Origin of the sequence: Flavobacterium chryseum (genome assembly GCF_004362015.1) — a bacterium.
Taxonomy (GTDB): domain Bacteria; phylum Bacteroidota; class Bacteroidia; order Flavobacteriales; family Flavobacteriaceae; genus Flavobacterium.
The window spans coordinates 338603-352391 of sequence record NZ_SNWW01000004.1 but is presented as its reverse complement, the minus strand read 5'-3'; the positions used below and the strand labels follow the sequence as shown (position 1 = coordinate 352391).

Below are 13789 nucleotides of genomic sequence, written 5' to 3'. Positions count from 1 at the left end.
TCGGGCTAATTCGTGAAATTCGTGGCGAAACTTTTTACTAATCTGTGAAAATCATTTTAATCAGTGGCAAAACATTTTTTACCTTTAGAAAAAATTTAAGTTTTGGGAATTAAAAAAGGAATTCGTTTCATTACATTAAAATCCGTTGGACAATATATCAACTTTTTAAGTTATGTTCGTCCGCAAAAAGCTGTAGCACTTTCTTACGCACTTTTTAGTCAGCCCAGAATTGGAAGACTTCAAAAAGACAGTTTACCTAAAATATTAAGAAATACAGAAACAGAGACGTTTCACCATAACGATCATCATTTTCAGACGTATGTCTGGAAAGGTAACGAAACCAAAATTTTACTCGTTCACGGTTGGGAAAGCAATGCTTCGCGCTGGAAAAAAACCTTACCTCATCTTCAAAAATCAGGAAGTACCATTATTGCTATTGATGCGCCCGCTCATGGTCAAAGCAGCGGAAAAGAATTTAATATTCCGCTTTATGCTGAATTCATCAATAAAGCCGTAGAAAAATATCAGCCTACAATTATTATCGGACATTCGATTGGTGGTGCAGCCTGTGTTTATCATCAATATTTATTCCCAAATACAAGTATCAATAAAATGGTAATTCTGGGTGCGCCTTCAGATTTAAAAACGTTGATCGATAATTATATTTCGATGTTGAGTTTAAATACCAAAATGTTTTCACTTTTAGAAAGTCGATTTTTAACACACTTCAATTTTAAAATTGAAGATTTCTCCGCACAAAGATTTGCTTCAGAATTTAATGTAGATGGTTTTATTGCACACGATACTTCAGATAATGTGGTTGCTTTTGAAGAAGGTAAAAAAATCGCCAGCAATTGGAAAAACAGTCAGTTTATAGAAACTAAAGGTTTAGGTCACGGAATGCATGATGATGAATTGTATGAGAAAGTGATAGAGTTTTTGTTTTCTAAGTAAGGTTCAAAGGTGCAGAGGCTCAGAGGAACAAAGGTTTTTCCCATTGCAACTGTATTTTTGTCATTCCGAGGAACGAGGAATGTCCGCAAGTAGCTCGACAAAGATTGGTGATTTTAGGAACGGAGTTTCTTGCGGAGATTCCTCGTTCCTCGGAATGACATATTTTGTGGAAAATCTAAAATCTAAAATCTAAAATCTAAAATTCTAACAATCTAAGAAGTCTAAGCTGTCTAAACAACAATCTTAAAATACTTCAATAATTCTTTTTCTCCTTTTCCGGTTATTGTTATTGCTCTTGAGTTTGTGTTTTTTCTGAGCCAGTCTTCTTTTATCATTTTATTTAAAAGCAATGCTCCTATCGAACCTGCGATGTGATTTCTTCTTTCACTCCAGTCGAGACACGGTTTTAAGAATATTCTTTTTTGTTTTTGAGCTTCTTCAATATCAATTCCAAAATTGGAGAACCATTTTTCGCCTTGAGGACTTATTTCAAAAGTATTTTCATTTTCAACAATTATTTTTTGCTGCAATAAACTATCGGTTAAGGCGACACCAATTTTTCCAGCCAAATGATCGTAACAGGTTCTGCAGAATTTTATTGGAGGATAATTTTCAGTTTTCTTTAGGGAAGAAATTTCACTTTTCGGAACAAGGTTTGCCATTGCTTCGACCGCATACGCCACTTCTTTGTTTGAAAATCTGTAATATTTATGACGTCCTTGTTTTTCAACAGAAAGAAAATTGGCATCGAGAAGTTTCGCTAAATGCATGCTTATGCTTTGTGGCGATGTCTGAGCAACAACAGCAAGTTCTGTTGCCGTAAAAGCTCTTCCGTCTAACAAAGTCCACAAAATTGAGGCTCGCGTTGGATCTCCAATTAATGTTGCCGTTTTTACAAATTGATCTTCCATTTGGTATTTATAGTTAAATGTAGAATGAACTATTGATTTGTAAAGTTAAATAACTTTGCTAAAAACATTCAACATGACCTCTACTTTATTCCTTCAATCTGATATTCCCGATCCTTATTCGACATATAAAATTATGTTAGAAAAAAATCCTGTTTATTGGGATGAAACTAACAAAATATGGGCAATATATTCTTATAACGATTGTGTTTCAATTCTAAAAAACAACAAATTTGAGATTCCGTTAATAAATCCAAACAACGAACAAAAACTCAACAAACAGGCATTAGAAATTCTAACTCATTTAACGCGATTATCGAATGGAATTCAACATAAGATTTCCAAAGAAATTGCAATGTTGTTATTCTCAAACATGAGATCAGTCGACATAAATAAAATCATTTCTCAGTTAATAGAAGATAATTTAGTAAAAGATAAAATTGATTGGGTAAATTCAGTTTGCAAAAAATTACCAGTTCTGGTTGTTTTAAAAAGTTTTGGTTTTAAAGAAATCGATTGTGATTTTATTTCGGAGAAAATAGAATCTTTTGTCAAAATAATGCTTCCGAAGAAAACAGAAGATCAGGTAAATTTTATAAATGAAGTTTCAGAAAAAATATATTCTGTAGTCGAAAAACACCTCTCTTCCTTATCTTTTTACAATTCTTTATTGATTAAAATTTCAGAAGAACATCAAATTTCAATTGATAAAATTATTCCAGTTGTCGTTAGTAATTTAATCGGTTTGTTTATTCAGAGTTTTGATGCCGGAAGAGGACTTTTGAGTAATTCGTTATTACAAATTCTGAGTAATAAAACTTTTTCTAATAAAATTGAAATACAAAAATCGATTATTGAAACTTTGCGATTTGATCCTCCAATTCATAATACCAGAAGAATTGCTGCTGAAGATTTTCATATCGGCGAAAGCCTTATTAAAAAAAACGATTCCATATTAATTGTTCTTGCATCGGCAAATCGTGATCCTGAAAAATTCGAAAATGCAATAAGTTATGACATCGAAAGAGAAAACAATTTTGAAAATCTAACTTTCGGAATTGGCGGTCATTTGTGCCTGGCAAAACATTTCTCTATTCATTTGGCTACAGAAGCTTTATGGTTTTTATTTCATGAATATAAAACGATAAAAATCTTAGAAAATAATATTGAATATGAACCTCTGATTAATGCCCGATTGCCAAAAAACATCTGGATCTCAATAACAAATTAAAACACAAAACTATGATAGCTGTAATTTTTGAAGTCATTCCGAACGAAGGAAAAAAAGAAGAATATTTGGATATCGCTGCCAATTTGCGACCGGAATTAAATAATATTGAAGGATTTATCTCAATAGAACGCTTTCAGAGTTTTAGCAATCCTGAAAAAGTATTGTCTTTGTCTTTTTGGAAAGATGAAGAAAGTATTCAGCAATGGCGAAATCTCGAAATGCACCGCCAAGCACAATCGAAAGGCCGAAACGAAATCTTTAAAGATTATCATTTAAGAATTGCTACTGTCGTTCGCGATTACGGAATGTTTGATCGGGATCAAACTCCGGAAGATAGTTCTTCATTTCATCAATAATTAGGTGCAAAGTCGCAAAGGTTCAGAGGGACAAAGGTTTTTTTAGTTGCTAAGTAGCTAAGTTTTTTTTAGATTTTAATTTATAGATAAAGTTATCTTATGCTTGTCATCCTGAAGAACGAAGGATCTCCGTTAGTAGCTCGACAATGATTAGTGATTTACTATCCGGAGTTTCTTGCGGAGATTCCTCGTTCCTCGGAATGACAAGATTGTGTAAAATCTAAGAAGTCTAAAATCTAAAGATCTAACAAATCTAAATTTTACCTACTTTTGCAGTATGGAAGAGAATTTAAAACGTCTGAATAAATTTATTGGAGAAACCGGCTATTGTTCTCGTCGTGAAGCCGATAAATTGATTGAAGAAGGACGCGTAACAATAAATGGCGTTGTGCCTGAAATGGGAACTAAGGTTTCGCCAGATGATGAAGTGCGCATTGACGGAAAATTGATTGTAGAGAAACACGAAAAATTAGTGTATTTAGCGTTCAACAAACCGGTTGGAATTGAATGTACAACTAACTTAGAAGTTCGAAATAATATTATTGATTATATTAATTACCCAAAACGTATTTTTCCTATCGGAAGATTGGATAAAGCGAGTGAAGGCTTAATTTTTATGACCAATGACGGTGATATTGTAAATAAGATTTTGCGCGCCAGAAACAACCACGAAAAAGAATATACAGTTACGGTAAATAAACCTATTACAGAACGTTTTATACAGCGAATGGGAAATGGTGTTCCGATTCTGGACACGGTTACCCGAAAATGTAAAGTAGAGCAAATTAGCCAATTTACTTTCAAAATTATTCTGACGCAAGGTTTAAATCGCCAAATTCGTCGTATGACCGAATATTTGGGTTATGATGTAACGGCTTTGAAACGTATTAGAATTATTAATATTTCATTGGATATTCCGGTTGGGCGTTACCGTGATTTGACAGATGCTGAAATTAAAGAATTGAATCATTTAATTGAGCCATCTAGCAAAACCGAAGAAGCAAGTTTACCAAAGGTTGAAACAACAGCTACAACAGGAACAAAACGAAGAACAGAATTCATATCAAAAGATGATCCTCGATTTAAGAAAAAAGGAGATTATTAGATCATAATAAAAAAACCTTCACAATGTGAAGGTTTTTTTATAAAAGCATTTATAAACTGAGCTTTGCTAGCGTAATATGCGAAAGTTTTTTACGAAGTCTTTGTATTTATCACTTAAGGTTACTTTGTGATTTCCTTTTAAAATGACGAGATTATCATTGACAATGATTTCTTCTATTTTACTGATGTTGACGATATAGTTTCGATGTGTCTGACAAAATTTAGTCGCATCAAGAAGCTGAATAATTTTGGTTAATGAAATTAGAATTACGAATTTCTCAACATCCGTAACTATATTACAATAACGATCTTCTACTTCTATGTAAACAATATCTTCAATTCGAACTTTTTTTAGAGCTTTATTTTTTTTGATAAAAAGCGAATCGCTACTTACAACAGTATTTTGATCTACGCTGTGAAAAACATTGGTTTGTTCGTAAAACTTTTCAACGGCCATTTCGAGCGCGTACAAAATTTCAAGTTCATTGAAAGGTTTCATTAAAAAGCTGAAAGGTTTGGTCAGTTTTGCTCTTTCAAAAATTTGGCGGTCTTTCGAGCTGGTCAAAAAAACAAAAGGTTTTACACTGTTCGGAACAATATTTATGGTTTCTGCAAAGGTAATTCCGTCCGGTTTTCCGTCCAGAAAAACATCAATAACAACAATATCAATGTTGTTTTGATAAAATAGTTGTAAGGCTTCGGTATACGTTGGAGCAATTCCAACAATATTGTAATTATTTTCGGTAAGCACTTTTACGAGCGCATCGCTTTCGCTGGCCGTATCCTCGATAATAAGTACATTAATATTATCCATGATTTTTAATCTTTTGTAATGCTATAATTATTTTTGTTCCAACATTTTCTTCACTTTCGATATCAAGTCTGCCGCCATTTTTATGAATCATACTTTTGCACAATTGCATTCCTAATCCGGTTCCTATATTTTCGTCATTTTTCTTTTTCGAAAGCAAAACGGTATCTTTTAATAATTCCTTTTTTGTTGCAGCATTCATTCCGGATCCCGTATCTTCAATCACTAAATAACAAAAATCATCTGCTGAAGGTCTGGTATAAATTGAGATTGTTCCGTTTTCCTGAGAGAATTTAATGGCATTGTCTAATAGATTTCTGATAATTATTTTGAGGGAATCCATATCGGCAAAAACATAATCAGAAGCAGCAACATTGTTTTTATAATTGATGCTTTTGTTTAACATCAACGGTTTATAATTGTATTCTACATGTTGTACGATCGAAGCCAGATGAAGCGATTCCTGATAAAAATAAGCTTGTTTGGTTTGCAGCAAAGCCCAATTAAGCAGGTTGTCTAACAAATTATAAGCTCCATTGGCAATATCACTATTGTTATGAAGTAAAACATCGAGTTCGTTAAAATTTTTACTTTTAAGATTCTCTATCAGTTTACCGTTACTTGTTTTTAAAGCATTTACTGATGATCGCAAATCGTGACTTACGATAGAAAACAATTTATCTTTTGTAGCATTTAGTTCGTCGAGCTCGTTTTTCTGAGCCAGAATAATTTTATTGTTTTTAATTTTTTGTCTGTAAAAATAAACTCCGGTTCCAAACAATATTAAAAGCAAAACTGAAGCAAGGATAAATCCATTTCTTTCGGCTATTTTTACTTTATTCTCGGCTGCAAGAACGTCTACTTCTTTTTGTTTTTGTTTTACGGCAAACTTCTTTTCCAGATCTGCAATTGCCCAAACTTTATTTTGATCGTTTAGAGAATCTTTCCAGGTTTCGTATTCTTTTCGGTATTCTAGAGCAAGTTTGAAATTTTTTCTATTCTCTTCCACTGCTGCCATATTTTTGGCTGCTGCTCTTTTTAAATCAAACGACTTTACTTTTTTGGATAAATTATATGCCTTTTCAAAATAAGGAATTGCTTCGCTGTCTTTGAATTGTGTATAATATAAATTCGCTAGATCCATATAGGATCCAATGAGTAATACTGTATCTTTTTGTGTTTCTTGTAATTTTGAACTTTTAAACAGATATTTTTCTGATTGATTGAAGTCTTGCAAATGCAAATGGCATAATCCTATATTATGAAGAATGGTACTTCTTTTTAAATCATAAATTTCTCTGTTGGACAATATTTCTATTTGGTAAAAATATTTTAAGGCTTGTTTAAATTTATTTTGTTCTAATGCAATTTCGCCAAGATTATTTTTTACTTTATAGTTAAATTGAAAAAAATTAGAAATTTTTTCAAATTCATTTTTAGATTCATTTATAAGGTTTTTTTCTCTGAAACTGATTCCTCGAAAATAATGGCAATAATCTAAAAGTTTAATATTTTTGGTTAAAGCAATTTGCTTCATAGAATAAACTAACGTTGAATCCCAGTTTTTTTCTATAAAAAATGATGCTGCTTTATTAAAATTAGCCTCCTTTTCGAATTTATTTACAGTCTTTTTTATTTCATTCTTAAACAAATTATTTTTCTGAATATTTTCTTGTGAGAAGATAAAAAATGAATTAAATAACAATGAAAAAAAAAATAATAATTTAATATTAAGCATTCTTTATTTATAGATTTAATTGTTATAAATATATACTAGCAGAACTTTGCTAGTATATATTTTTCTTAATCTTTTTTTAAAGACTATATTCTAATTTTTAAAATTTTGCTATAACATAATACTATCCTCCATGCTGAACAGTAGTCTCAGTACCTCTTGAAGTTTCAGGATCTATATCCCAAAGGAACGTTTGAATTGTTTTTACATTTGCAAACTGTCCTTTAAAATAATCTTTATTTGCTTCAAACGAAATTTCGTGAATAGTAAAATCTTTTGAAACTTTCTCAGGAGTGTCGTAAGCTATAAAAAATTGCAATTGTGCATTTCCATCCATATCTATATAACAGTTTTGAAAAACTCTACATTTGAAATCTATGTTTTCTGCAGTCAAATCTACATATACAACTGCTTTTGCTGTTAAAATATTCTTCTTAGAATCATAATAGGCTTCTACATAAGGAGCTAAAATACCAACGGATTTTCTTTTAGGAAATGAAACACTGCCAACTTGTGGACAAACTATATCTTTTTCTGAAAGTGCAAATCCTGGTGGGTCAATATTTTCTTTATTCACATTAAGGGTAATTTTTGTCATAGGTTTGATATTAGGTTAGAGTTAATAATTAATTATGTTTTTAAGAAAAATTTCGTTTTATTCAATTAAAAACAAATAAAACTTTAAAATTTCAAAGAATCAAATATAGTAAACAATTTCTTAATAAGTTTTAACGCTTTGTAATAAGTATATTAATTAACAATTACTTGTCTGAACTACTTATAAATATTGACTTACATTAATTTAAAAAACAAAAAAATCCCATTCAAAAACTGAATGGGATTTTTTCCTATTGATTGATAATTTTTAAAATTTTATCATGAACATTTTCTTTTATCCAAAGGTTCATCTCCTCTTTATTATCCGTATTACTTTTAGTAAATGGAGAATCCTCATTAATTAAAAGCTTATTGTTTTTTAAATCAAACAAAGAATGATAAAGACCACCACGTTCCATAACTAAATAATTGTTTTTAATAAAAATTATTACCCTATCTAAATTTTTCGGTCCTTCATCATAGTTGAAACAAATAAAACTAAAATCTAAATTTTTATTTTCTCCTCTATTGTCCCTTTGCATATTAACTAACTTTTTATCAATCTTGTCTTGATAATTCCATTTATCTTTTCTCCATTTTATTATACACCATTCTGTATCATCAAATCCGGCCATTGAAAAGTATAGAACATAAACATCTTGTTTATATTCTAAATGTTGTTGGTATAGATAATCTTTAAAAACAAATTTTAGAATATTGATTTTCACATCAAAATACTTGCTTTGTCCTTTGTCATTTAATTCATTCTTACCGATATTTTTGTATTTTTTAGTAACATTTAAATTTTTGTCAATTATACCTTCTTTTTTAAGTTTGTCGATTTCTAATTTTTCAACCATATCAAAATAATAATCAACATTACGATATTCTAATTTTTGCGGATATAAATTGATTGGCAAAAAATAGGATAGTATTAAAAACATTATGATTTTCATATCAACTACTTTTTATCATTTATATATTCATAATATAAAACTTTAGATAAAATCGTCTGATTTTTATACTGTGCAATTTCTTCTTCCCTTGAACTTTCCTGGTATTTCCCGTCTAGATTATTACGTAAGAAATATTCCCGACGCGCTTCATCATTGAAATTTAATCCGCTTAAAAATTTTGGCTCGACTCCTTTATTTACCGAGATATTATAGGTTGTAATTAGATTTCCCCAATTCACGAAACTGCACAAAAGAACGGTTCCATAAAAATACCAGATCATCTGATTAAAGAGATAAGCGTTTGTTTTTTGTTTGGTAATTTTCAAAAAGGCGTAAACCAAACCTATAATCGCCAAAATCAGAAAGGCATAAACGCCAAGTCTTTTATAGGTTAATCCGAAAAACGATACGTATTCTGAATTTTTAACGATCGTACTTATGATCAAAACTCCATTTAAGAAAATCCATATTTTGGCCAACTTTTTTAGTGTTGTGGCTTTTTTATCAAAATTAAATCCACCTTTAAAATAAAATAGGATGACACCCACCGCCATTAGGGTAGAAAAAATTACTGAATTTACTCTTTCGTGAGTGTCGGCGCTTAATTTAGAAGCCTGAACTTCGATTACTTCAAAAAATTGCTCGTAGTTATATGTCACTACAAAAACCAAAAGCATTAAATTCAATAATAACAAGGTGATTTCGCCACTTTTTCTTTCAAAATCAAGATCAAGAAATGAAAATGTATTTTGATTTTTAACTTCGTCTACATTTTTGAAATCATTATCGAGCAATTCATTTTTATCATAACAAACCTCGGGAACCCAATAATTCCAGAAACTGAAAGAAATATAAAAGCCTAAAAGACTTATTAATAGTAATGACACAATATCAATGTCTAAGGTATAATCTGTAAATAGAGATGAAAAATGTTCACTTCCAAAAGAATACACTATAAAAAAGAAAAACAAGAATACTGCCGGAATGATAAAATAGGCAATCAGCTTTTTAGTAAAATCATTGCTAATTTTCTTTTCCGGAAGCCATTGATTAAACATAAGAACGCGGCCTAATGAAGTTATTCCGTTGAGAAATACTAGTGGAAAAACTTGTATGATTTTGAGTTTATAATCCTGCGTTTTAAATTGCAGAAAGAGAACTGATAGTGCCAAGGCTAAAAAGGAAGCAAAATCTCCATACCAGGCAAAAGCAAAGCAAGATAAAACGGATGTGACAACCAAAATCAAATGTGTACGGTCGATAAACCGATCCTGAAAGAAATAACAGATTAGGCCTGTTATGACTAATCCAAAAATAGCGAGGTTTACTCCTATTGACTCTTTGTAAAAAAGCAGTGTAAATATTAAACTGCATGCCAGAATTAAATGATGTTTTTTCATGATTTTAAATTTAAAAGTACTTTGCATTTCAAAGTATTTGGATAAAAAATTTTACTTGTTAGATTTCATTAATTTTTCAAGACTCGATAAGTGTTCGTTAAAGGCCGCGCGTCCTCTATTGGTCACTCTGTAAGATGTTTTAGGCTTTTTGCCCACGAATTCTTTTTTTACTTCAATATATTCAGATTTTTCAAGTGCCGAGGAATGACTTGCTAAATTACCGTCGGTGATGTTTAATAGTGTTTTCATCTCGGTAAAATCTACCCAATCGTTGACCATCAGAATGGACATAATTCCCAATCTGACACGGCTTTCAAAATCTTTATTTAGTTTATCAATGATTCCCATTGGTCTATTTGTATTTTTTGAACATTACTAATCCGTATAAGATATGTAAAATTCCAAAACCCAGAATCCAAAAAATCAAACCATATCCTAAAAAGAAAAGAGAAACAAAGCCTAATATCAATTGGCAAAAGCCTAGATATTTGACATCAGAAAATGTATACTTTTCTGCATTGACAAGTGCTAATCCATAAAATATTAAAGTTGCCGGGGCCACAAGAACATATATTTGATGATATAAAAGTGCCAGACAAAAAACACCACCTGCAGTTAAAGGAACAGCCAGATTAAAAAGCATGTTTTTTGTAGCGGTTGTCCAGACTGGCAAATTATCCTTTTTGCTTTTTCTAAGCGTAAAAAATATTCCAAAAGTTAAAGCAAATAATAAAATGAGAACCCCAGTGACAATCAATTCTGAAACCAGATTAGCAGAATATAGTATATGTTGATCATTGAAGTAATCAACACCGTTTTTTCTAAACAACTGATAAACATATAAGCCACCAATTAATGCCGATAAGCCAGCGAAAACTCCTGAAAGTCCGCTTAGCGATATAAATCTTGAAGAACGCTCCATCATTGAGCGAATGTGTGCTAAATCTTCCTGATGCTTCTGATTCATAATTAAAGTGCTTTGAAGTACAAAGTTATGTTTTATTTTGAATTGACAAATAAAAATCATCATTTATTTTTTTTTGATGTTGAAAATATACCTGCAAGGCTTTGTTCCGAAGCTTCGGGATTGCAGAAATGATATGTTTTATTGACTATAAATTGCGTGAGGGATAGCAATAAGCTACCGAAGTAGCATGGATAGCCCGACCGTATTATAAACAACAAAAGCCCACTCGTTTGAATGGGCTTTGCTTATAATTTTATTGTAAACTTATTTTTTGGCGCTTCTCATTTTGCGGGCTAAAAGCGTGTTTTTAAGTAACATTGCAATTGTCATTGGTCCTACTCCACCAGGAACTGGGGTTATGAATGATGATTTTTTGCTTACTTCATCAAAATCGACATCGCCTTTTATAACATAACCTTTTGGGTTTGAAGCGTCTTCTACGCGAGTGATTCCAACATCTACGATTACAACTCCGTCTTTAACCATATCTCCTTTTAAAAATTCAGGAACTCCTAAAGCGGTAATGATAATATCTGCGTTTTTAGTAAATTCTGCTAAGTTTTTAGTACGGCTATGTGTTAGCGTAACGGTTGAATCTCCGGGATTTCCTTTACAGCTCATTAAAATACTCATTGGTCGGCCCACGATATGGCTTCTTCCGATAACTACAGTATGTTTTCCGGCAGTTTCTACGTTGTAACGTTCTAATAACTGCATGATTCCGAATGGTGTTGCAGGAATGAAACTTTCCATTTCAAGCGCCATTCTTCCAAAGTTTGTTGGATGAAATCCGTCTACGTCTTTATCAGGATCGATTGCTAATAATATTTTTTGCTCGTCGATATGTTTTGGCAACGGTAACTGAACGATAAATCCGTCAAGATCATCATCTTCGTTCAACTCTTTAATTTTAGCTAACAAGGCTTCTTCGGTAATATCTTCCGGTAAACTTACTAAAGTTGAATCAAAGCCAATTTGCTGGCAAGATTTTACTTTACTTCCTACGTAAGTTAAACTTGCTCCGTTTGTTCCTACGATTACTGCTGCTAAATGAGGCACTTTTCCTCCTGCATCTTTTATCGATTGAACTTCGGCCGCGATTTCGTTTTTAATGTCTTCAGCTGTTTTTTTACCGTCTAGTAGTTGCATTTCTTTTAAGTTAAATGTTTTGAGTTAAAAGTGAGAAGTTAACTGCTTCTCTATTATTAATATAGTTATAAAATTTAAGGTCTAAAATTCCAAGTAACTTGAAACTTTAAACCTTAAACAAATTTTTCTTTATCTCGGCATTCCGCCTGGCATTCCTTTCATGCCTCCCATCATTTTCATCAGGTTTTTTCCGCCCGGACCTTGCATCATTTTCATCATCTTGCTCATTTGGTCAAACTGCTTCATCAACTGATTTACTTGCTCGACTTTGGTTCCTGAACCTTTAGCGATTCTGGCTTTCCTTTTTACGTCGATTATGGCAGGTTTGCTTCTTTCGATTGGCGTCATCGAGTGAATGATGGCTTCGATATGTTTGAAAGCATCATCTTCTATTTCTACATCTTTCATGGCTTTTGAAGCTCCTGGTATCATTCCAACCAAATCCTTCATATTACCCATTTTCTTTACTTGTTGAATTTGGGTTAAGAAATCATCAAAACCAAATTCGTTTTTAGCGATTTTCTTTTGAAGTTTTCTGGCTTCTTCTTCATCAAATTGTTCTTGTGCTCTTTCTACAAGCGACACAACGTCACCCATACCCAAAATACGCTCAGCCATACGATCTGGATAGAAAACATCAATTGCTTCCATCTTTTCGCCTGTACCCACAAATTTGATTGGTTTGTTTACAACCGTTTTAATCGAAATTGCAGCTCCACCACGTGTATCACCATCTAATTTTGTTAAAATAACTCCATCAAAGTTCAGGATATCGTTGAAGGCTTTTGCTGTATTTACAGCATCTTGTCCTGTCATTGCATCAACAACGAACAATGTTTCCTGTGGCTGAATTGCTTTGTGAACACGTGCAATTTCATCCATCATTTCTTTGTCTACTGCCAAACGACCAGCAGTATCGACAATTACAACATTGAAACCGTTTGCTTTTGCATGTTTGATTGCGTTTTGGGCAATTTCGACAGGATTTTTGTTTTCCGGCTCTGAGTAAACCTCAACACCTATTTGATCTCCAACAACATGCAACTGGTTTATCGCCGCAGGACGGTAGATATCACACGCTACAAGAAGTGGTTTTTTGTTTTTCTTTGTTTTTAGAAAATTAGCTAATTTTCCTGAGAAAGTTGTTTTACCAGAACCTTGCAATCCTGACATTAAAATAACTGAAGGAGTTCCAGAAAGATTAATTCCTGCAACATCGCCACCCATTAATTCTGTCAACTCGTCTTTTACCAGCTTCACCAATAATTGTCCTGGCTGAAGCGTAGTTAAAACGTCCTGACCAATTGCTTTTTCTTTTACTTTGGTTGTAAAATCTTTAGCAATTTTAAAGTTAACATCGGCATCAAGCAAGGCACGACGAACTTCTTTTAAGGTATCGGCAACGTTTACTTCTGTAATTTTACCGTGCCCTTTTAATATATGGAAGGCTTTATCTAACTTATCACTTAAATTATCAAACATACTATTTTCTTTATTTGAAGTGCAAAGATAATCTAATTAGACATTTCAGGCAATATTTATTTAAGTGCAATTTTACCACGAAGACACTAAGGCACAAAGTTTTTTGTCTCTCGCAGATTTAGCAGATTAAGAGATTACT

At 32.1% G+C, this 13789-nt stretch carries 14 protein-coding genes; 4 read left to right on the top strand and 10 right to left on the bottom strand.

Annotated elements, in window-relative coordinates; all coding sequences use genetic code 11:
- The first annotated feature begins 102 nt into the window (after positions 1-102).
- Positions 103-954, top strand: coding sequence for an alpha/beta fold hydrolase (locus tag EV143_RS10490; protein ID WP_133507886.1), 852 nt, complete (start codon positions 103-105; stop codon positions 952-954).
- A 230-nt stretch (positions 955-1184) separates the two neighbouring features.
- Here EV143_RS10490 and EV143_RS10485 read toward each other — a convergent pair whose 3' ends face one another.
- A complete protein-coding gene (locus tag EV143_RS10485; protein ID WP_133507885.1) occupies positions 1185-1865 on the bottom strand; it encodes an ArsR/SmtB family transcription factor in 681 nt (226 codons plus the stop codon).
- Between the two features lie 73 nt (positions 1866-1938).
- On the opposite strand from EV143_RS10485, the gene EV143_RS10480 reads away from it, so the two are divergent.
- The 3 genes from EV143_RS10480 (at position 1939) to rluF (ending at position 4554) form a co-directional block, all read left to right on the top strand.
- Positions 1939-3093, top strand: coding sequence for a cytochrome P450 (locus EV143_RS10480; RefSeq protein ID WP_133507884.1), 1155 nt, complete (start codon positions 1939-1941; stop codon positions 3091-3093).
- Positions 3094-3104: 11 nt separating this feature from the next.
- Positions 3105-3449 (top strand): antibiotic biosynthesis monooxygenase family protein, encoded by a 345-nt coding sequence (locus EV143_RS10475; protein ID WP_133507883.1) that lies wholly within the window; start codon positions 3105-3107, stop codon positions 3447-3449.
- A 277-nt stretch (positions 3450-3726) separates the two neighbouring features.
- Positions 3727-4554, top strand: a complete 828-nt coding sequence (rluF, locus tag EV143_RS10470; RefSeq protein ID WP_133507882.1) for a 23S rRNA pseudouridine(2604) synthase RluF — start codon at positions 3727-3729, stop codon at positions 4552-4554.
- 66 nt (positions 4555-4620) lie between these two features.
- Here the strand turns inward: rluF and EV143_RS10465 are convergent, their stop codons facing one another.
- The 9 genes from EV143_RS10465 to ffh form a co-directional block, all read right to left on the bottom strand.
- Positions 4621-5367 (bottom strand): LytR/AlgR family response regulator transcription factor, encoded by a 747-nt coding sequence (locus EV143_RS10465; protein ID WP_133507881.1) that lies wholly within the window; start codon positions 5365-5367, stop codon positions 4621-4623.
- Positions 5360-6901, bottom strand: a complete 1542-nt coding sequence (locus EV143_RS10460) for a tetratricopeptide repeat-containing sensor histidine kinase (protein ID WP_243739839.1) — start codon at positions 6899-6901, stop codon at positions 5360-5362. The genes EV143_RS10465 and EV143_RS10460 overlap by 8 nt, the downstream gene beginning before the upstream one ends.
- Before the next feature lie 322 nt (positions 6902-7223).
- Positions 7224-7697 carry a hypothetical protein gene (locus EV143_RS10455; RefSeq protein WP_133507879.1) on the bottom strand — a complete coding sequence of 158 codons (474 nt, stop codon included), beginning with the start codon at positions 7695-7697 and terminating at the stop codon, positions 7224-7226.
- A 250-nt stretch (positions 7698-7947) separates the two neighbouring features.
- Positions 7948-8652, bottom strand: a complete 705-nt coding sequence (locus EV143_RS10450; RefSeq protein WP_133507878.1) for a hypothetical protein — start codon at positions 8650-8652, stop codon at positions 7948-7950.
- A gap of 5 nt (positions 8653-8657) precedes the next feature.
- Positions 8658-10052: a DUF4153 domain-containing protein gene (locus tag EV143_RS10445; protein WP_133507877.1), complete on the bottom strand. Its 1395-nt coding sequence runs from the start codon at positions 10050-10052 to the stop codon at positions 8658-8660.
- 51 nt (positions 10053-10103) lie between these two features.
- Positions 10104-10400 carry a winged helix-turn-helix domain-containing protein gene (locus EV143_RS10440; protein ID WP_133507876.1) on the bottom strand — a complete coding sequence of 99 codons (297 nt, stop codon included), beginning with the start codon at positions 10398-10400 and terminating at the stop codon, positions 10104-10106.
- Between the two features lie 4 nt (positions 10401-10404).
- Entirely contained in the window at positions 10405-11019 is a 615-nt protein-coding gene (locus EV143_RS10435) for a hypothetical protein (protein WP_133507875.1), read from the bottom strand.
- A gap of 264 nt (positions 11020-11283) precedes the next feature.
- Positions 11284-12168 (bottom strand): bifunctional 5,10-methylenetetrahydrofolate dehydrogenase/5,10-methenyltetrahydrofolate cyclohydrolase, encoded by an 885-nt coding sequence (locus EV143_RS10430; RefSeq protein ID WP_133507874.1) that lies wholly within the window; start codon positions 12166-12168, stop codon positions 11284-11286.
- A 129-nt stretch (positions 12169-12297) separates the two neighbouring features.
- The gene (ffh, locus tag EV143_RS10425; protein ID WP_133507873.1) at positions 12298-13650 is read right to left on the bottom strand and encodes a signal recognition particle protein; all 1353 of its coding nucleotides are present in this window, start codon (positions 13648-13650) and stop codon (positions 12298-12300) included.
- Positions 13651-13789: the final 139 nt, after the last annotated feature.